This window comes from Streptomyces sp. NBC_00306 (assembly GCF_036169555.1).
Taxonomy (GTDB): Bacteria; Actinomycetota; Actinomycetes; order Streptomycetales; family Streptomycetaceae; genus Streptomyces; species Streptomyces achmelvichensis.
Genome location: NZ_CP108032.1, coordinates 6,961,382 through 6,979,950, shown reverse-complemented (window position 1 = coordinate 6,979,950; position 18,569 = coordinate 6,961,382). Strand labels below are relative to the sequence as shown.

Below are 18,569 nucleotides of genomic sequence, written 5' to 3'. Positions count from 1 at the left end.
GTCGCCCTCCGCGGACCGGTCCGGTCGACCGGCCGCGCTCGCCGGTACCGTAGGAACTCCCCCTGAGGGAGGTTCAAGTGTTCTCCTCGCCCGACGGCCTGTGCGGCATCGGCGAGCTCGCCGAACGCGCGGGTGTCAGCGTCAAGACCGTCCGCTTCTACTCCGACAGCGGGCTGCTGCCGGAGGCCTCCCGCAGTGCCGGCGGGCATCGTCGTTACAGCCCCGGCGCACTGGAGCGGCTGCGGTTGATCCGCTCGCTGCGCACCCTCGATCTGCCGGTGGCCGAGGTGCGCCGCATTCTCGACGAGCAGGACGGCGAGGGCCCCGCCATCGCGGCGGGCGGCGCTCTGGAGGACGCCGTCGCCGGGCAGTTGCGCGCGATCGGCTCCCAGCTCGCGGCCCTGCGCTGGCGGGAGGCGGCGCTGCGGCTGGTGCAGGAGAGCCCGCCCGGCGAACGGGCGGACCGGCTGCGGCTGGTCGGGGCGGTGACCGCACCGCCCAGCACGGCCCCGCTGGCCCGTTTCTGGCGTGCCTGGCTGCCGCCCCGGATGCCGGCGCGGGCGACGTCCGCGTTCCTGGAGGTGGCGGTCCCCCATCCGCCCGACGATCCGGACCCGGCTCAGGTGCTCGCGTTCGCCCGGCTGTCCGCGATGACGACCGGCCCGTGCGGCGGGTCGAAGCCGTGCCGTCCCCATGCGCACCAGGTCGCGGGATCCCGTGGGGCGGCGGTGCTGTACGCGGGCCTGGCCGAGGCGTACGACCTGGCAGGCGGCCCATTGCGCCGCGGCCGGGAGCCGTACCCGGGTGAGGCGCTGGACGGCTTCGTGAACGCCTACGCGAGCGCGTTCGGGACCCGGGACACCCCGGGCTTCCGCCGTCTGCTGTCCGGGCAGCTCGCCGCCGACCCGAGGATCGACCGGTACTGGGAGCTGACGGCCGAGCTGATCAGCCCGCGCGGCGGCCCGCCCGAGCCGACACCGGGGTCCGCGCACGACTGGCTCCTCGCCGCGCTGGACACCCAGTTGGGAACCAGGGCGGGTGTGCCCGTACGTGGATCGGCGCCGGCATCCGAGGACACCGACGCCGATTCCCGCAGGGCCGACCGGGGTGAGCACGCCGCCCGCGAAGGCGGCGCACTCACCGGCGGATGACGCACGAGGCTCAAGGACCGTACGGGCGGCCCCGGTTCGGACCCGGGGCGGCCTGTCGTACGGATCGTGCGGGACTGATCCGGACGACAGACCCAGGTACCGGTCGAGGCACTAGCGGCCCTGCTCCTCGTCGCTGAACCGCTCGCCCCGCTCCGCCTTCCGCACCAGCAGCGCCGGCGGCTCGAACCGCTCGCCGTAGGCAGCGGCCAGCTCGCGGGCGCGCGCCACGAAGCCGGGCAGCCCTCCCTCGTACCCGTTGATGTACTGGAGCACGCCGCCCGTCCAGGCCGGGAAGCCGATGCCCATGATCGAGCCGATGTTGGCGTCCGCGACGGACGTCAGGACGTTCTCCTCCAGGCAGCGCACCGTGTCGAGCGCCTCCGAGAAGAGCATCCGCTCCTTCATGTCCTCGAAGGGGATCTCGACGTCCGGCTTCGCGAAGTGCTCGCGGACTCCGGGCCAGAGCCCGGCACGCTTGCCCTCCCCGTCGTAGTCGTAGAAGCCGGCCCCGCCGCTGCGGCCCGGGCGGCCGAACTCGTCGACCATCCGGTCGATGACCGCGTCCGCCGGGTGGCCCGCCCAGGTGCCGCCGGCCTCCTCGACCGCGCGCCGGGTCTCGTTGCGGATCTTGCGCGGCAGGGTGAGCGTCAGCTCGTCCATCAGCGAGAGGACCTTGGCCGGGTAGCCCGCCTGGGCGGCGGCCTGCTCGACCGAGACGGGGTCGGCGCCCTCGCCGATCATCGCCACGCCCTCGTTGATGAACTGGCCGATCACGCGCGAGGTGAAGAAGCCGCGCGAGTCGTTGACGACGATGGGCGTCTTGTTGATCTGCCGGACCAGGTCGAAGGCGCGGGCCAGCGCCTCGTCGCCGGTGCGCTCGCCCTTGATGATCTCGACGAGCGGCATCTTGTCGACGGGCGAGAAGAAGTGCAGCCCGATGAAGTCGACGGGCCGCGTCACGCCCTCGGCGAGCGCGGTGATGGGCAGCGTCGAGGTGTTGGAGCACAGCAGCGCGTCCGGTTCGACGATGTCCTGGATCTCCTGGAACACCTTGTGCTTGAGCGCGGTGTCCTCGAAGACCGCCTCGATCACGGCGTCGCAGCCCGCGAGGTCGGCGGGGTCGGCGGTCGGCGTGATGCGGGCGAGCAGCGCGTCCCGCTTGGCCTCCGTCGTACGGCCGCGGGACAGAGCCTTCGCGAGCAGCTTCTCGCTGTACTCCTTGCCCTTCTGCGCCGCCTCGGCGGTGACGTCCTTGAGCACGACGTCGATACCGGCCCGGGCACAGGAGTAGGCGATGCCGGCGCCCATCATCCCGGCGCCGAGCACCGCCACCTTGCGCACGGGGCGCGGCTCGATGCCCTGGGGGCGGTTGGCGCCGGAGTTCACGGCCTGGAGGTCGAAGAAGAACGCCTGGATCATGTTCTTGGCGATCCGGCCGGTGACCAGCTCGGTGAAGTAGCGCGCCTCGATGGTCTGCGCGGTCTCGAAGTCGACCTGGGAGCCTTCCACGGCCGCCGCGAGGATGTTGCGGGGCGCCGGGTAGGGGGCGCCCGCGGTCTGCTTCTTGAGGTTCGCGGGGAAGGCGGGGAGGTTGGCGGCGAACCGCGGGTTCGAGGGCGTGCCGCCGGGGATCTTGTAGCCCTTGACGTCCCAGGGCTGCTGGGACTCCGGGTTGGCGTCGATGAAGGCGCGCGCCTTGGCCAGCATCTCGTCCTGGGTGGCGGCCACTTCGTGGACCAGACCGTTCTCCAGGGCCCGCTGCGGGGAGTACTGGGTGCCCTGGAGGAGCACCTTGAGCAGCGCGTCCGCGATGCCGAGCAGGCGTACGGTCCGGGTGACGCCGCCGCCCGCGGGCAGCAGTCCGAGGGTGACCTCGGGCAGGCCGATCTTCGAGCCGGGTGCGTCGAGGGCGATGCGGTGGTGGCAGGCGAGGGCGATCTCGTAACCGCCGCCGAGGGCCGCGCCGTTGATGGCGGCGACGACGGGCTTGCCGAGGGTCTCGATCCGGCGCAGGGCGTGCTTGATGGACATGCCCGCGTCGAAGGCCTGCTGGGCGTTCTCCGGACCGATCCTGATCATGTCCTTGAGGTCGCCGCCGGCGAAGAAGGTCTTCTTCGCCGAGGTGAACACGATGCCGCGGATGGAGTCCTGCTCGGCCTCCGCGCGCTGCGCGACGGCCGCGATGGAGTCCCTGAACGCCTGGTTCATGGTGTTCGCGGACTGGTTGGGGTCGTCGAGGACCAGGGTGACGATGCCGGTGTCGTCCTGTTCCCAGCGGATGGTCGAGGAAGTGGTGGTCTCGCTCATGGTGTGACTGCTCCGTTGTGGGGCCGTGAGGGACAGGACGGTCAGAGACGCTCGACGACGGTGGCGATACCCATGCCGCCGCCCACGCAGAGGGTGGCGAGCCCGTACCGCTTGTCCTGGCGCTCCAGTTCGTCCACGAGCGTGCCGAGGATCATCGCGCCCGTGGCGCCGAGCGGGTGGCCCATGGCGATGGCGCCGCCGTTGACGTTGATCTTGTCCAGGGAGAGGTCCATGTCGCGGGCGAAGCGCAGGACGACACCGGCGAACGCCTCGTTGATCTCGACGAGGTCGATGTCGTCGATCGTCAGCCCGGCCCTGGTGAGCGCCTTGCGGGTGGCGGGGGCGGGCCCGGTGAGCATGATGGTCGGCTCGGAGCCGGAGACCGCGGCCGCGACGATCCGGGCGCGCGGGGTGAGCCCGTAGCGCTCGCCGACCTCCTTGTTGCCGACCGCGACGAGGGCGGCGCCGTCGACGATGCCGGAGGAGTTGCCCGCGTGGTGGACATGGTCGATCTTCTCGACCCAGTGGTACTTCTGGAGCGCGACCGCGTCGAAGCCGCCCAGGTCGCCGATCCCGGCGAAGGACGGCTTGAGGGAGGCGAGGGAGTCCGCGGTGGTGCCGGGGCGCATGTGCTCGTCGTGGTCCAGGACGAGCAGACCGTTGCGGTCGCGGACGGGCACGACGGACCGCTCGAAGCGGCCGTCCTTCCAGGCCGCCGCGGCCCGCTCCTGGGAGAGCGCGGCGTACTCGTCGACGTCGCGGCGGGAGAAGCCCTCGATGGTGGCGATCAGGTCGGCGCCGATGCCCTGCGGCACGAAGTCGACCGAGAAGTTGGTCATCGGGTCGGCGAACCAGGCGCCGCCGTCCGAGGCCATGGGCACCCGCGACATGGACTCGACGCCCCCGGCGAGTACGAGGTCCTCCCAGCCCGAACGGACCTTCATCGCGGCCATGTTGACCGCTTCCAGCCCCGATGCGCAGAAGCGGTTCTCCTGAACGCCGGCGACCGTGTCGGGCAGTCCCGCCGCGATCGCCGCGATACGGGCGATGTCGGAGCCCTGGTCACCGACCGGGCCGACGACGCCGAGCACGATGTCGTCGACGGCCGCAGGGTCGAGTCCGGGGAAGCGGTCGCGGATTTCGTGGATCAGGCCGACGACGAGGTCGATCGGCTTGGTGCCGTGCAGGGCGCCGGTGGCCTTGCCGCGGCCGCGAGGCGTGCGGATCGCGTCGTAGACATACGCTTCGGTACTCAAGACAGCAGCCTTTCGAGGGTGATGAAGGTCGGGTCAGGCGAGCAGGGAGCGACCGATGATCTCCTTCATGATCTCGGTCGTACCGCCGTAGATGGTCTGGATACGGCCGTCGGTGAAGGCCTTGGCCACGCGGTACTCGGTCATGTAGCCGTAGCCGCCGTGGAGTTGCAGACAGCGGTCGGCGACGCGCTTCTGCAGTTCGGTGGCCCACCACTTGGCCATCGAGGCGTGCACGGCGTCGAGCTCGCCGTTCGCGTGATCGACGATGCAGCGGTCGAGGAACGCGCGGGTGACGGCGCACTCGGTGGCCATCTCGGCGATCTCGAAGCGGATGTGCTGGAGCCGGGACAGCGGCCGTCCGAAGGCTTCCCGCTCCTTGACGTACTGGGTGGTGATCTCCAGCAGGTACTCGGCGGCGGCGATCCCGGCGACCGCGATGCCCATGCGCTCCTGGGCGAGGTTGGTCATCAGATGGATGAAGGCGCCGTCCCGTTCACCGAGGAGGTTCTCCTTGGGAACGCGTACGTCGTTGAAGAACAACTCGGCCGTGTCCTGGGACTTCTGGCCGATCTTGTCGAGGTTGCGGCCGCGCTCGAAGCCCTCCGCACCACGCTCGACGACCAGCAGCGACAGCCCCTTGGCACCGCCCTCGGGCGTCGTCTTCGCCACGACGACGACGAGGTCGGCGAGGATCCCGTTGGAGATGAAGGTCTTCGAGCCGTTGAGTATCCAGTGGTCGCCGCGGTCCTCGGCCGTCGTGCGGATGCCCTGGAGGTCGGACCCGGCGCCCGGTTCGGTCATCGCGATGGCGGTGATGATCTCGCCGCTGCAGAAGCCGGGCAGCCAGCGCCGCTTCTGCTCCTCGGTGGCGAGTCCGGTGAGATAGGGGCCGATGATGTCGTTGTGCAGTCCGAGCGCGAGCCCGGCGGCGCCGGCCCGGGTGAACTCCTCGGCGAGGACGGCGCTGTAGCGGAAGTCCGGGTTCCCGCCGCCTCCGTACTCCTCGGGAACGGCGAGGCCGAGCAGCCCCTGCCTCCCCGCGGCGAGCCAGGCCTCCCGGCTGACGATGCCGTCCTTCTCCCACTGCTCGTAGTGCGGCAGGACTTCCTTGGCGAGGAAGGTGCGGACGGTCTCGCGGAACGCTTCATGGTCCGCGGCGAAGATCTGGCGCTTCACAGGGTGCCCTCCTTGACGGGCTCGACGAGGCCGGGCAGGTCCCAGTCACGGGCCACGGCGGCCGTGTCGGCTCCCGGCATGGCGGGACCGGTGCGCACCGAACCGGGCGTGGCGGAGAACCGGGGCGCGGGCGCCGGCTGGGTCAGCCCGCTGTGGTCGACGAAGGTGCCGCGGGCGGCGAGATGCGGGTGTGCGGGGGCTTCCCGCAGGGAGAGCACCGGCGCCACACAGGCGTCGGAACCCTCGAAGACGGCGGTCCACTCCGCGCGGGTACGGGTCTTGAACCGGGCGGCGACGGCGGCGCGCAGCTCGTCCCAGCGGTCGAAGTCCTTACGGGCGGGGGCCTCGTCCTTGATACCGAGCAGCTCGACGAACTCGTTGTAGAACTGCTGCTCCAGCGCTCCGACCGCCATGTACTCGCCGTCGGCCGTCTCATAGGTGCCGTAGAAGGGGCAGCCGCCGTCGAGCAGATTCGCTCCGCGCCGGTCCTGCCAGCCGCCGGCCGCCATCATGCCGTGGATCATCGTGGCCAGATGGGCGGTGCCGTCGACGATGGCCGCGTCCACGACCTGGCCCCGGCCGTCCTCGGTGCGCGCGTGCTGGAGTGCCGCGAGCACACCGACGACGAGATAGAGGGAGCCGCCCGCATAGTCGCCGACGAGGTTGGCGGGGACGGCGGGCGGTTCGTCGGGTTTGCCGATCATGCCGAGGGTGCCGGTGATCGCGATGTAGGCGATGTCGTGCCCCGCCCGCTGCGCCAGCGGTCCCTCCTGGCCCCAGCCGGTCATCCGTCCGTAGACGAGCCGCGGGTTGCGGGCCAGGCATTCCTCGGGCCCGACCCCGAGGCGCTCGGCGACGCCCGGACGGTAGCCCTCGATCAGGATGTCGGCCCGCTCGACGAGGGCGAGCACCTGCTCGGGCCCGTCGTCGGCCTTGAGGTCGATCAGTACGGAGCGCTTGTTGCGGTTGGTGAGGTCGTACGCGGGGTCGATCGCGAGTCCGGCGCCGCCGGGCCGGTCGACCCGTACGACATCGGCGCCCAGGTCGGCCAGGAGCATGGCGGCGAACGGGCCGGGGCCGATTCCTGCCAGCTCGACCACCCGTACTCCGGAGAGCGGGCCGTTCCCTGCCACTGCCATGGAGTCCCCTGCTCTGATGTGACACAACTGATGTAACACCAGCGATGGTAAGAACGCGTTCCACCGGATACAAGGGTCTGGGCCGAGCAAGCGCTTAGATTCGGCCCGCTGCGCGTCCTGACCTCGGGGCAGCCGGATGTTACCGATGGGGAACGCATCTTTTTCCGGGCGCGTTCGCACGCTAGCCTCAGCCACCGACGACAACGGCGGAGGGGCCATTGAACAGGCAGGACGCGACCGGTCGCGAGCAGCGCCCGTACGACATCGTGCTCTTCGGAGCCACGGGATTCGTCGGGGAGCTCACCGCCCAGTACCTCGCTGCGCACGCGCCGGAGGGATGCCGCTGGGCGATCGCGGGCCGCAGCCGCCAGAAGCTCGAACGGCTGCGCGAGCGCCTCGCCGAGAACCACCCGGGCTGCGCGGCCCTCCCGCTGATCGAGGCGCAGGCCGACGACGAGCAGGCGCTGCGCGAACTCGCTGAGTCCGCCCGGCTGGTGGCCACGACCGTCGGCCCCTACCTCTGGTACGGCGAGCCGCTGGTCGCCGCCTGCGCCGAGGCGGGGACGGACTACATCGACCTGACGGGCGAGCCCGAGTTCGTGGACCTGATGTACGTCCGCCACGACGCACGGGCCCGGGAGACCGGGGCGCGGCTGGTGCACTGCTGCGGCTTCGACTCCGTGCCGCACGACCTCGGCGCGTACTACACGGTCCAGCAGCTGCCGCAGGACGTACCGCTGAACGTCGACGGGTTCGTCCGCTCCAACGCGGCCTTCTCGGGCGGCACGTTCGCGTCCGCGCTCAACGCGATGGGCCGCGGCCGGCAGATGGCGAAGGCCGCGCACCAACGACGGCTGCACGAGCCGCGGTTGATGGGACGGCGGGCACGCTCCCCGCTCGGCACACCGAGGTTCAGCCGGGAGACGCAGGCCTGGGCGCTGCCGCTGCCGGTGATCGACGGCCAGATCATCGCCCGGTCGGCGCGGGCGCTGGCCCGCTACGGGCCGGACTTCCGCTACCGCCACTACGCGGCGGTCAAAACCCTGCCCATGGCTGCGGGCGGGGTCGCGGCGGTCGGCGCCCTGGTGGGACTCGCCCAACTGTCCGCGGCGCGGCGCTGGTTGTCGGAACGGGTCAAGCCGGGCGAGGGGCCCGACGAGAAGCGCCGGGCGAAGAGCTGGTTCTCGGTGCGCTTCGTCGGCGAGGGCGGCGGACGCACCGTCTACACGGAGGTCTCGGGCGGCGATCCGGGCTACGACGAGACGGCGAAGATCTTCGCCGAGTCGGCGCTGTGCCTGGTCTTCGACACCCTGCCGGACACCTCGGGGCAGGTCACCACGGCTGTCGCGATGGGCGACGCGCTGCTGGGGCGGCTCCAGGCTGCCGGGATCCGCTTCCGGGTGGCGGCCGCGCGCTGACGGCGGGGGCGGCCCGGCTGCCGGAGCCGGCCGGGCGGTCGGGCCGTCCCGAGCCGGGTACGTCCTACGCGGTCGCCTCGATGAGTGCCCGGCGGCAGAGCCGGTCGGCACGCCGGGTGCTCTCCGGGAGCCGGTAGCGCGGTGTCAGGGCGAGGATGTGCGCGCAGGCGTTGTCGAGGCCGGTGCGGTGGCCGACCGAGACGTAGACCGGTTTCACACCGTCCTGGGTGCGCAGCGCACGGCCGACCTCCTCCCCGTCGTCCGCGAGCAGGGCGGCGACATCGCCCCGGCGGGGCCCGAGTTCGGCGTGGGTGAAGACGAAGGGGTTCTTGGCGACTCCGACGACCGGCAGTCCGGTCAGTACCCCGAGGTGGGCGGCAAGCCCGAAGCGCCGGGGGTGCGCCCGTCCGTAGCCGTCGCAGACGACGAGGCCGGGGTCACGGGTGAGGGAGGCCAGAGCGGCCATGACGGTGGGGATCTCACGGAAGGCCAGCAGCCCGGGAACATAGGGGAAGGCCACCCGGCCGACCGCGGTGGCCTCCTCGACGACGTCGAGCGTCCCGGCGTCCAGCACGACGGCCGCCGCCGCGACGACGTCACGCTCGTCGTCGTAGGCCACGTCCACGCCCGTCACCAGCCCGGAGGACGGCGGCGGTCCCGGCTCGTCCAGGACCACGCGGGTCCGCAGTTCGTCCTGGACGGCGATGGCCGTCGCCTCGTCGGCGGGCCAGCCTGCGGGCTTCTCGATGATCTTCATGGTGCGGCCACCTTACGACGCGGGGCCAGGCGGCCGCCCCGTGAACGGCACAGGCTCCAACGGCACGGGCTCCGCGGGCATTCGGCCCGCCCGCGGAGCCGTCGCCCGCGCCGGATACGGCAACGTCCGGCTCAGGAACGCAGACTGTGGTTGTCCACCACCTTGTTCGCCACCAGAGCCGAACGCCTCACCAGCGTGTCCTTCGTGGTCACCTTGCCGTCGAGCTTTCCGCCGGCCAGATACAGGGTGCGTTCGCCGAGGTACGTATGGGTCGTCGGGTCGATCAGCAGCTCCCGGCGCAGGTTCAGCGACCGGCTGGTATCGGTGACCGTCTCGTACACCGCCAGGGCCGGCCGGCCCGCGGCGTCCTCGACCGGCTGCTTCGAGACCGTGACACCGGAGAGCGTGCCGAGGACGCGGAACAGCGACTCACGGACCTTCGGCGGAATCTCGTCGACCTCCGTGAAGGCCATCACCACGCGGTGGTAGTTGGCGCTGTCCACCAGGCTCTGCTCCGCGGCACCGCCGGAACCGAGGGGAAAGATCGTGCTCAGCGCCCGGAACAGCGCGGCCGGTTCGTCGGGCAGCTTCGCGATCCTGCCGCGCAGCGCCTTCGGGGAGCCCCCGTTGGCGGTGGTGATGCCATGACGGTCGATCTGCTTCGACTGGGGCAGGGTCCGCATCAGCTTGCCGCTGCCGTACTGCGTCCAGCTCTCCGATTCATGCGTCCAGCCGTCAGGTCTCCCCGCCCTGTCGTCGGTCGTCGGGTTGAGGTCGTTGACGAAGTTCAGCGGCGCCTGCCACTCGACGACCTTGCGATAGATCCACTGACCGTCCCGGGGCTGGGACACGGCCTCGGTCCCGGTCTGCGGGCGCGGCGGAGCGGGGTCCGGTCCGAGCTGTGTCGACAGCACGGCGGCGGCCGCGACGGCGGCAGCGGCGCCGAGTGCCGTGAGTTTCCAGTTGCCGCGGAAGCGGGGCTTCCTGCCCTGTTCGGCGAGGAGCCGCTCGTGGCCGGGAGCCAGGCGGGCGCGGTCGGCGGCCGGTGCGTCGGCACGGAACTCGCCGAGCGTCTGCATCTCATCCATGGGTGGCCGCCTCCTGCGACTGGCTTGTCTCGTAGGACGTGGGATCGCTCCCGCCGACGGCCGTACGGACCTTCTTCCGGGCGCGGTTGAGCCGGGACCGCACGGTCCCGACCGGGATCGACAGTGCCTCGGCGACCTCCTGGTAGGTGAGGTCCGCCCAGGCGGTCAGCAGGAGGACATGGCGGTCGCGCGCGGGCAGCCCGGCGAGGGCGCCGGCCAGGGACCGGTGTGCGGCCTGCGCGCTCACCCGGCTGTCGGACCGGTCCGTCCACGACTCGGCGACGGGGTCGAGGCCGGTACGGGCCACGGCCTTCAACGCCCGTACCTCGGAGCGGCGTTGGCGCCCGATGAGGTTGGCCGCTATGCCGTAGAGCCAGGGCAGGGCGCTGGACCGGGTGAGGTCGTAGCGCGTGCGGGTGCGGAACGCGATGAGGAAGGTGTCGGACGTGATGTCGTCGGCCGCGTCGTCACCGAGACGGCGGGTGACGTAGCGGTGGATGCCCGCGGCGTGCCGGTGGTACAGCTCACCGAAGACCTCGGGCCGGTCCAGGGACCGGGCTATCACCGAGGCGTCCTCGTCATGTCTGTCGGGCGGGCTGGTCACACGGTCTCCGTATCGCGCGGCGGTCTGGGCACTCACTATTGCCCGAAGTCCGCGACCGGGTTCACGGAGGTGCCCGACAGGTACGCGCCCCCGAGGGGACGAAGGCGCGCGCCGGGCCGTCCCGGGTACACCGGACCACCCCGGAACGGCACGGCATACCACGGGCTAGCCTGTCGATCATGTTCGTACTGGAATTGACCTACACCGCTCCGATCGAGCACGTCGACGCGCTGCTCGATGCGCACGTGGCCTGGCTGGACGCGCTCTACGAGGAGGGTGTGTTCATCGCCTCGGGCCGCAAGAACCCGCGTGACGGCGGCGTGATCCTGGCCGTGGGGGACGACCGCGCGCGGATCGAGGAGATCGCGGCGGCCGACCCCTTCACGGTCGGCGGCGTGTGCGAGTACCGGATCACCGAGTTCATCGCGACGAAGACCGCGCCCGGACTCGCGCCGTACCGGCAGCAGCTGTAGGCCTTTCGTTCGGATCATGCCGGGTTCGCGCCGATCGACCGGACAGGACCTTCGGGGCCTGCACGACGGCTGGGACCTGGAACCTGATCCGTACAACGGGCCCTGGGGGTGTTGCAGCAGTCTCGCCTGCCCCGCCCTGCGGGTGGACGGCGCTACTTCTGGAACACGCCCTGGCGGATGACGGACCCGGCCTCGGTCCAGTTGAACTCCAGCCGTGCGACGCGGCCCTTCTCCCCCGAGGCCCAGCAGCCGAAGTCCTTCGTGCAGTCGACCGTGTCGTACGAGCCGGTGTCGACGGTGCGCCAGCGGCGGCCCCCGTCCACCGTCAGGTCGGTGCCGGTCGGGCCGACGGCCAGGGCCGCGCGGCTGCTGTGCGGCAGCCAGGTGACACCCGAGCGGTAGGCGGGCGGCGGTGTCGTGGACTGCTGCCAACTGCGGCCGCCGTCACGGCTGACCGCCGCCGCCTTCGGCGACTGCTGGTCGGGGCGGTAGTCACCGCCTACGGCCAGGCCGTGCCGGCGGTCACTGAAGGCGAGGGCGAAGACCCCACGCGCCGGATCGCCCGCCGGGATGGTGGACTCGGCGACGGTCCAGTTCAGGCCGCGATCGGAGGAGTGCAGCACACGGGCCGTGGCGCCGCCGCCGGTCGCGAGCCAGACATCCTTCGGACCCGAGCTGACGAGGCACTGGCCGCTCGCCGCGAAGCCCGCTTCGCCGGGCAGCGCGGCCGGCATCCCGGCGCTGGGCAGCACCTTCCAGGAGGCGCCGCCGTCGGCCGTCGACAGGATGCGGTACTTGCCGTCGACCGGGTCGCTCATGGCGAGGCCGTGCTTGCTGTCGAAGAAGGTTATGCAGTCGTAGAAGGCCTTCGGATCCGGGTTGCGGAAGGACTCCGTCCAGGTCGCTCCCCCGTCCGTGGTGCGGAAGACACGGGAAGCCTCGCCCTCGCCGATCGCCAGCACCACGGCGCGACGGCTGTCGAACGCCTCGATGTCGCGGAACTCCAGCTCCCCCGCTCCCGGGGGCGAGATGTTGCGCCAGCTGCGTCCGCCGTCCGCGGTGCGCAGCACGGTGCCCTTGGAGCCCGCCACCCAGGCGGTGTCGCGGCTGACGGCCGCGAGTCCGCGGAACCGTACATCCGTACCGGTCTGCTTGAGGTTCCACTGCGGCGACACCGCGCCGCCGGTGTGCTGGGCCGCCTGTGCCGGGACCGTCAGAGCCGCGGCAACCGCCGCCGCGCACAGCCCCACCGACACCATTCGTCTCGTCTTCCCCATGGACGTCATGGCGCTGGAAGCTAGCCCACCCGCCGCACCCCGTCCAGGGTGCCGCCTGACGCGCGCGGGCGGTGACACACGTCACGCATGGTTCCGATGCACGCAATGGCTCGTTCTGCCGTCTCCTCCGGTGTCAGGCAGACGCCGGCGAGCCGTGCACCGAGGAGAAGGTCTTGTCCACCGTGATCGAACACGCCGTGCAGGCACGTATGGTCGCCTCGGCGCCCCGGATGGAATCCGTCCCGGCGACGCTGCTCTACGACCGCCGTGACCCCTACGCCGTACGGATCGCCTTCCCCGCCACGGCGACCCTGGAAGGCACCGATGTGTCCTGGGCGTTCTCCCGCGAGCTGCTCGCCGCGGGCGTCGACGCCCCGGCGGGGCTCGGGGACGTCCGGGTGCGGCCGTACGGCTACGACCGCACGGTCGTGGAGTTCCACGCCCCCGAGGGTGTGGCGATGGTGCACATCCGCACCAGCGAGCTGCGCCGGTTCCTGGGGCGTGTCCAGGCGGTGGTGCCCGCCGGGCGCGAGCACCTCTATCTGGACCTCGACCACAACCTGGTCGAGCTGCTGCGCGACGCGAGCTGAGTCCCGCGGACGCGGACACGAGCTAACGCCGCGCACCGAGCAGCGCGTTGAGCTCGCCGTAGTCGTAGCCGTTTGCCACAGTCGTGCACGTGCCGTCGGTGAGCAGTTCACGGGCGGCGTCGCGGACGAGCGCGTGGGCCGCCTGGGCGATCGAGGAGCCCGCGCTGATCCGCGCTGCCCCGAGCCGCGCGAACTCCGCGGTGCTCGGCGCTCCCGGACCCGTCATCACGTTCAGCGGGGCGTCGATCCCCCGCACCAGGGCCGCCACGATGTCCGCGTCGGTGACCCCCGGCACGAAGATCCCGTCCGCGCCGGCGGCGACGCAGGCGGCGGCACGCTTCAGCGTCTCCTCCAGCCGCCGTGCCTCGGGGCCGATGCCCGCCAGAAACACGTCCGTGCGGGCGTTGACGAACAGCGGGACGCCTGCCGCGTCCGCCGTGGCCCGCGCCGCCCCGATCCGGCGCAGATGCTCTTCGTGGGAGCGCGGACCGTCCTCGATGTTGATGCCGACGGCGCCCGCGGCGAGCACCGCGCGGACGGTCTCGGCGACCCCGTCCGCGGTCTGCGCGTAACCGCCCTCGATGTCCGCGGTCACCGGCACGTCGACGGCCGCGACGATACGGCCGAGGTGCTCCAGCGCGGCAGCGCGGTCCAACCGGTCGCCGTCCGCGGCGCCCAGGGCCCACGCGACGCCGGCGCTCGTGGTGGCGATCGCCTCGGCACCGGCCTGGGCGATGATGCGGGCGCTCGCGGTGTCCCAGGCGTTGGGCAGCACGAGGGGACGTTCGGCGGTGTGCAGCGAGCGGAAGCGGCGGGCGCGTTCGATCGAGGTCGTCATGCGTGGAGCCAATCACCCGGCCCCGGTGCCCGGCTGGCAGCTTTCCGACATCAACGTCCCGCGGGGGGCCGTGTCCGGTATTCAGCCGCTGCCCGCGGTGGCCGCCGTCGTCGCCGCGACCACGACGACCGCGGTCCGTACCTCGTCGATCACCTTCTTCAGGGCGGGCGCCGCCGTGCCGCTGCGCACGGTGAGGGCTTCGATGCGTTCCTTGTACCGACGGCGTTCGCTGCCGGTCGCGAGGGTCCGCAGCTCGGCCGCGGCGGCCAGCGCGACCAGTGCCGCGTCCCGGTCGGAGACCTGGTCCACCGGGACCGGACCGGTCAGGACGTCCCGCGCGTCCGCGCGCAACGCCTTCACGACGTCGGGACGCTCCAGGCGGTACTGCGTTCTGGAGAACAGCCCCCGCCTGTGCTCCTTCCGCAGATGACCGGTGCCGGCGAGCTGGGCCTGGACGGCGTCGAGGGTGTACTTGGAATGACTGGTGACCCAGCTCTTCCACGTGCGGGGCCTGGACTCCTCGATCAGTTCCAGGAGGTCGTCGAGCGCCGGATCGCCGGTGCGGTCGTCGGAGACGGGCCGGGCGATCCCGTCGTCGTCGGCGAGCATGCTCCGCTGGGCGAGTTCCGTGAGTGCCCCGGCCCGGACGAGGTGGGCGAGCTGGGAGGCGCCGGTGAGCTTCATCCGTTCGGGGTCCCAGGCGAGGAGAGCGAGCCGGGCGGCGAGCGAGAGCGATGCGTCGGGCATGGGCTGGTGCCTCCTGGTGCGTCGCGCGGGCAGGCCCTGGTCACGTAATTCCGTTGACAGGCCCTGGGTGCGCTCTTACGGTGTACAACGGTTCTGTTGTCGTCGATCGGAGAAGGACGTTGCTCGTCTGAGGTCCTGAGACACCGTGCGTCACAGCCGCAGTCAGTGCGGCGTGCGCAGTGCGTGCGACCTCGGCATACGAGCCGTTTCTCCCCCGGCCGGGACTTATCCATCACCTCTTGTGCCCCGTCGGCGGCCGTCGCCCACATCTCGGTGTCCCCACCCGTTGCCCCGAACCCTTCCACGCAACAGGGAGACGCCCTCATGTCTACCGCTTCCACCCACATCACCTGCACCGCTCTCGGCTTCGCCTGGCCCGACGGCACCGGTGTCCTCGACGACTTCCAGCTCGCCGTGGGCCCCGGCCGTACCGGTCTCATCGGCGTCAACGGATCAGGGAAGTCGACGCTGCTGAAACTCATCGCCGGGGAGCTGACTCCCACGGACGGCACGGTCCGCACCGTGGGCGAGGTCGGCTATCTGCCGCAGAACGTCGCGCTCGGCACGAACCTGCGCGTGGACGAGGTGCTCGGCATCGCCGGGACCCGCGCCGCGCTGCACGCCATCGAGGCCGGCGACCCGAGTGAGCACCACTTCGAGACGGTCGGCGACGACTGGGACGTCGAGGAACGTGCCCGCGCGACCCTCGATCAGCTGGGCCTCGGCCAGGTGGGGCTCGACCGCACGATCGGCGAGGTCTCCGGCGGCGAGGCCGTGCTGCTGCGGCTCGCCGCGCTGCTGCTGGCCGGGCCGGACATCCTGCTGCTGGACGAGCCGACGAACAACCTCGATCTGTACGCGCGCCGCCGGCTGTACGAGGCGGTCGCCGGGTGGTCCGGGGTGATGGTCGTGGTGAGCCACGACCGCGAACTGCTGGAGCTCGTCGACCAGATCGCCGACCTGCGCGACGGGGAGGTCGTCTGGTACGGAGGCAACTTCTCGGCCTACGAGGAGGCGCTCGCCGTGGAACAGGAGGCCGCCGAGCGGATGGTGCGCGTCGCCGAGGCGGATGTGCAGCGCCAGAAGCGTGAACTGTCCGATGCCCAGGTCAAACTGGCCCGCCGCAAGCGCTACGGCCAGAAGATGTGGGACAACAAGCGCGAACCCAAGATCGTCATGGGGGCGCGCAAACGTCAGGCCCAGGTCTCGGCGGGCAAGCACCGGATCATGCACACGGAGAAGCTCGCCGAGGCGAAGGAGCGTCTCGACGAGGCCGCGCTCGCGGTCCGGGACGACGACGAGATCCGTATCGAGCTGCCGTCCACCAAGGTCCACCCGGGCCGTGAGGTCCTGCGGCTGAGCGAGTTGCGGCTGCGCTACGGAGCCGAGGTGAAGGGAGAGTTCGAGGTACGCGGCCCGGAACGGATCGCCCTGATCGGCCGCAACGGCGCGGGCAAGACGACGCTGCTGCGCACGATCACCGGTGAACTGGAGCCGGTCGCGGGCGAGGCGGCGACCGCGGTGCCGCTGCGCTTTCTGCCGCAGCGGCTCGACGTACTCGACGACGCGCTCAGTGTGGTCGAGAACGTGGCCCGGTTCGCCCCGGAGGCGACCGACAACCGCATCCGGGCACGGCTGGCGCGCTTCCTGTTCAAGGGCGCACGTGCCGACCAGCCGGCCGGCACGCTCTCGGGCGGAGAACGGTTCCGGGCCGCGCTCGCCGCCCTGCTGCTGGCGGAGCCCGCACCCCAGCTGCTCATGCTCGACGAGCCGACGAACAATCTGGACATGGCGAGCGTGCGCAAACTGACGGCGGCGCTGGAGGCGTACGAGGGAGCACTGATCGTGGCGAGCCACGATGTGACGTTCCTGGAGTCGATCGGCATCACGCGCTGGCTGCTGCTGGAGGGCGAACTGCGGGACATCGGGCCGGACGACGTACGGGAGGGAGCGTTCCCGACTGCGTGACGTGCCGGACGCCTTCGCGGCGACGACCCGTGGGCCGGACCGACGTTGTCCGGCACACGGGTCGTCGCCGCCCGCACCCCGCATCCGGGCGTCGTCCGGGCCTCAGGGAATGAGCAAAAGGACGAGCAGCACGACCAGGGTGCCCGCTGTGATCACCGACCCCACGACGGTGAACACCAGGTCGATGACGGTGGAGTCCCAGCCCTCGATTTCGAACCGCCGGGGATCCGCCGGGTCGTACCGGACCGACACGAGGGTTCCTGCGCGGAAGCCGCTCCCGTGCCGGACCGAACCGCGTCCGAGCCTGGACGAGTACTCGCACGTCCGCCCGTCCCGGGTCGTCCAGGCCGCGACCGGGTGGTAGAACGTGACGCCTTCGTCGTTCCGCCGGACATCGTGACGGACGATCCGCCCCTCGACGGTGAGACCCGCGCTACGCAGCACCCGGGCGCGACGGAGTCCGTAGACGCCGAAGCTCAGGAAGCCCGCGCCGATCGTCAGTGGGATGAGCGGGATGAGCCATGCAGGTTCCATGTGGTGTGCACCGTGTCCGTGGGGGTGTCGCGGGTGGGGCTGCTGTGGCCCGCCCCACCCGCGCTTTCGTCCTCAGTCCTCGTCCGATTTATGTGGCAGCAGGGGCCGTTGCGGCCCGGGACCTGCCGGCCCTGCGCTTCGCGCGGGCGTCGGCCAGGGCGTACGGCAGGCCGGGGGCAAGCAGCAGGAGCGAGCACCACAGCGGCAGGTGGAAGAGTGTCCGATCACCGGCCAGCCACACGATCGATATCGCTGCGGCCACCGCGGCCGTATTGGCGACCAGCCACCCCCTGCCGAGCGCGGAGCCGCCTCGCCTCATGTCCCAGGTGACACTGACCGTCGCGAGGACCGCGAAGAAGGCGATACGGCTTGTGGAGACGGGGAGTTCCGCAGTCCAGCGGACGAGGTGGCCGAAGAGGAGCATCCAGCCGGTGACGAAAGCGGTCATGGCGGTCATACGCAGCAGCCGGACCGGCAGCGGTGCCCTCGCGCGGGCCCAGGACGCGGCGAAGGCCTTCATGTCCTTGCCGACCACCGCCTCGGCGCCACGCCCGTCGGCAGCGGCGTCCCGAAGGTGGTCGTCGAGCTCGTCGAGCATCTCCCGTACGGAGTTTTCGTCGAGGCCGCGGTACTCCCAGTTGGCCTTGCAGACCGCCAGCACCTGCTCGCGCGTCGTCATGTGGTTCCCCCCGTGGTGTCGTGGTCCAGCGTCCGGCCGACCGCTTCGGTGAAGTGCGTCCAGGCGGCACGGCCGCCGGCGAGTTCAGCCTCTCCGGCGCTGGTGAGTCGGTAGTACTTGCGCGGCGCACCGCCGGTGGCCGACGGCGCCCGGAACGTGTCGACGAGCCCTGCCCGCTCCATCCGGGCCAGCAACGGATAGATGCTGCCCTCGCTGATGAGCTCCAGCCCGTCGGCGGCCAGAGCCTCCACGAACTCATAGCCGTAACGCGGCCGTTCGGCGATTTTCGCGAGCAGGCACAGGTCGAGCACGCCCCGCAACAACTGGCTGCGCCGTTGGTCGACGGCGGGCAGCTCCTTTGTCATGTGGTGCACGGTAGTGAGTCATTGCCATGCACCGCAAGGTAGTTGGTCGTCCCGGGCCGCACGCGGGAAGCGTGGCGAGCCCGGTCGTCACGAGCTGCGCGCCGTTCACCGTCTCGGTACGAGATACGCGCATCGTGTCCACTTCCCGGCGGGCACTCCGTGCCAGTCTCCGAGGGCCAACAGCCCATCACCCCGCCGCACG

Annotated in this window: 18 protein-coding genes; 5 read left to right on the top strand and 13 right to left on the bottom strand. The window is 71.3% G+C overall.

Annotated elements, in window-relative coordinates; all coding sequences use genetic code 11:
* Window positions 1–77 precede the first annotated feature (77 nt).
* Window positions 78–1,151 (top strand): helix-turn-helix domain-containing protein, encoded by a 1,074-nt coding sequence (locus OHA05_RS31195; RefSeq protein ID WP_328862362.1) that lies wholly within the window; start codon window positions 78–80, stop codon window positions 1,149–1,151.
* A 111-nt stretch (window positions 1,152–1,262) separates the two neighbouring features.
* Here OHA05_RS31195 and OHA05_RS31190 read toward each other — a convergent pair whose 3' ends face one another.
* From OHA05_RS31190 to OHA05_RS31175, 4 genes are read right to left on the bottom strand one after another with little or no spacing between them, the layout of a single operon-like run.
* Entirely contained in the window at window positions 1,263–3,458 is a 2,196-nt protein-coding gene (locus tag OHA05_RS31190) for a 3-hydroxyacyl-CoA dehydrogenase NAD-binding domain-containing protein (protein WP_328862361.1), read from the bottom strand.
* 41 nt (window positions 3,459–3,499) lie between these two features.
* Window positions 3,500–4,714, bottom strand: a complete 1,215-nt coding sequence (locus tag OHA05_RS31185) for an acetyl-CoA C-acetyltransferase (RefSeq protein WP_313942922.1) — start codon at window positions 4,712–4,714, stop codon at window positions 3,500–3,502.
* Between the two features lie 33 nt (window positions 4,715–4,747).
* Window positions 4,748–5,890, bottom strand: coding sequence for an acyl-CoA dehydrogenase family protein (locus OHA05_RS31180; RefSeq protein WP_328862360.1), 1,143 nt, complete (start codon window positions 5,888–5,890; stop codon window positions 4,748–4,750).
* Window positions 5,887–7,029, bottom strand: a complete 1,143-nt coding sequence (locus OHA05_RS31175; RefSeq protein ID WP_328862359.1) for a CaiB/BaiF CoA transferase family protein — start codon at window positions 7,027–7,029, stop codon at window positions 5,887–5,889. Before OHA05_RS31175 ends, OHA05_RS31180 begins: the two co-directional genes overlap by 4 nt.
* A gap of 218 nt (window positions 7,030–7,247) precedes the next feature.
* On the opposite strand from OHA05_RS31175, the gene OHA05_RS31170 reads away from it, so the two are divergent.
* Window positions 7,248–8,447, top strand: a complete 1,200-nt coding sequence (locus OHA05_RS31170; protein ID WP_313942925.1) for a saccharopine dehydrogenase family protein — start codon at window positions 7,248–7,250, stop codon at window positions 8,445–8,447.
* Window positions 8,448–8,511: 64 nt separating this feature from the next.
* Here the strand turns inward: OHA05_RS31170 and OHA05_RS31165 are convergent, their stop codons facing one another.
* The 3 genes from OHA05_RS31165 to OHA05_RS31155 all read right to left on the bottom strand — a co-directional run bounded on the left by OHA05_RS31165 (window position 8,512) and on the right by OHA05_RS31155 (window position 10,896).
* Window positions 8,512–9,204: an endonuclease V gene (locus tag OHA05_RS31165; RefSeq protein WP_328862358.1), complete on the bottom strand. Its 693-nt coding sequence runs from the start codon at window positions 9,202–9,204 to the stop codon at window positions 8,512–8,514.
* Between the two features lie 131 nt (window positions 9,205–9,335).
* Entirely contained in the window at window positions 9,336–10,292 is a 957-nt protein-coding gene (locus OHA05_RS31160) for a hypothetical protein (protein ID WP_328862357.1), read from the bottom strand.
* Complete coding sequence (locus OHA05_RS31155) at window positions 10,285–10,896, bottom strand: RNA polymerase sigma factor (protein ID WP_313942928.1); 612 nt, start codon at window positions 10,894–10,896, stop codon at window positions 10,285–10,287. Before OHA05_RS31155 ends, OHA05_RS31160 begins: the two co-directional genes overlap by 8 nt.
* Before the next feature lie 179 nt (window positions 10,897–11,075).
* Here OHA05_RS31155 and OHA05_RS31150 point away from each other — a divergent pair, with 179 nt between their 5' ends.
* Window positions 11,076–11,369 (top strand): YciI family protein, encoded by a 294-nt coding sequence (locus OHA05_RS31150; protein ID WP_313942929.1) that lies wholly within the window; start codon window positions 11,076–11,078, stop codon window positions 11,367–11,369.
* A gap of 152 nt (window positions 11,370–11,521) precedes the next feature.
* Here the strand turns inward: OHA05_RS31150 and OHA05_RS31145 are convergent, their stop codons facing one another.
* Window positions 11,522–12,655 carry a WD40/YVTN/BNR-like repeat-containing protein gene (locus OHA05_RS31145; RefSeq protein ID WP_328862356.1) on the bottom strand — a complete coding sequence of 378 codons (1,134 nt, stop codon included), beginning with the start codon at window positions 12,653–12,655 and terminating at the stop codon, window positions 11,522–11,524.
* 164 nt (window positions 12,656–12,819) lie between these two features.
* On the opposite strand from OHA05_RS31145, the gene OHA05_RS31140 reads away from it, so the two are divergent.
* Window positions 12,820–13,236: an SsgA family sporulation/cell division regulator gene (locus OHA05_RS31140; protein ID WP_313942931.1), complete on the top strand. Its 417-nt coding sequence runs from the start codon at window positions 12,820–12,822 to the stop codon at window positions 13,234–13,236.
* Between the two features lie 22 nt (window positions 13,237–13,258).
* Here the strand turns inward: OHA05_RS31140 and OHA05_RS31135 are convergent, their stop codons facing one another.
* Window positions 13,259–14,074, bottom strand: coding sequence for an isocitrate lyase/PEP mutase family protein (locus tag OHA05_RS31135; protein WP_328862355.1), 816 nt, complete (start codon window positions 14,072–14,074; stop codon window positions 13,259–13,261).
* Between the two features lie 81 nt (window positions 14,075–14,155).
* On the bottom strand, window positions 14,156–14,821 hold the full coding sequence (locus tag OHA05_RS31130) for a GOLPH3/VPS74 family protein (protein ID WP_328862354.1): 666 nt from the start codon (window positions 14,819–14,821) through the stop codon (window positions 14,156–14,158).
* Between the two features lie 324 nt (window positions 14,822–15,145).
* Between OHA05_RS31130 and OHA05_RS31125 the strand changes: the two genes are divergently transcribed.
* Window positions 15,146–16,789: an ABC-F family ATP-binding cassette domain-containing protein gene (locus tag OHA05_RS31125; RefSeq protein WP_328862353.1), complete on the top strand. Its 1,644-nt coding sequence runs from the start codon at window positions 15,146–15,148 to the stop codon at window positions 16,787–16,789.
* A gap of 102 nt (window positions 16,790–16,891) precedes the next feature.
* Here OHA05_RS31125 and OHA05_RS31120 read toward each other — a convergent pair whose 3' ends face one another.
* From OHA05_RS31120 to OHA05_RS31110, 3 genes are all read right to left on the bottom strand, one after another.
* Window positions 16,892–17,323, bottom strand: a complete 432-nt coding sequence (locus tag OHA05_RS31120; RefSeq protein ID WP_328862352.1) for a DUF3592 domain-containing protein — start codon at window positions 17,321–17,323, stop codon at window positions 16,892–16,894.
* Window positions 17,324–17,411: 88 nt separating this feature from the next.
* The gene (locus OHA05_RS31115; protein WP_328862351.1) at window positions 17,412–18,002 is read right to left on the bottom strand and encodes a hypothetical protein; all 591 of its coding nucleotides are present in this window, start codon (window positions 18,000–18,002) and stop codon (window positions 17,412–17,414) included.
* Window positions 17,999–18,367, bottom strand: coding sequence for a PadR family transcriptional regulator (locus tag OHA05_RS31110; protein WP_328862350.1), 369 nt, complete (start codon window positions 18,365–18,367; stop codon window positions 17,999–18,001). The genes OHA05_RS31115 and OHA05_RS31110 overlap by 4 nt, the downstream gene beginning before the upstream one ends.
* Window positions 18,368–18,569: the final 202 nt, after the last annotated feature.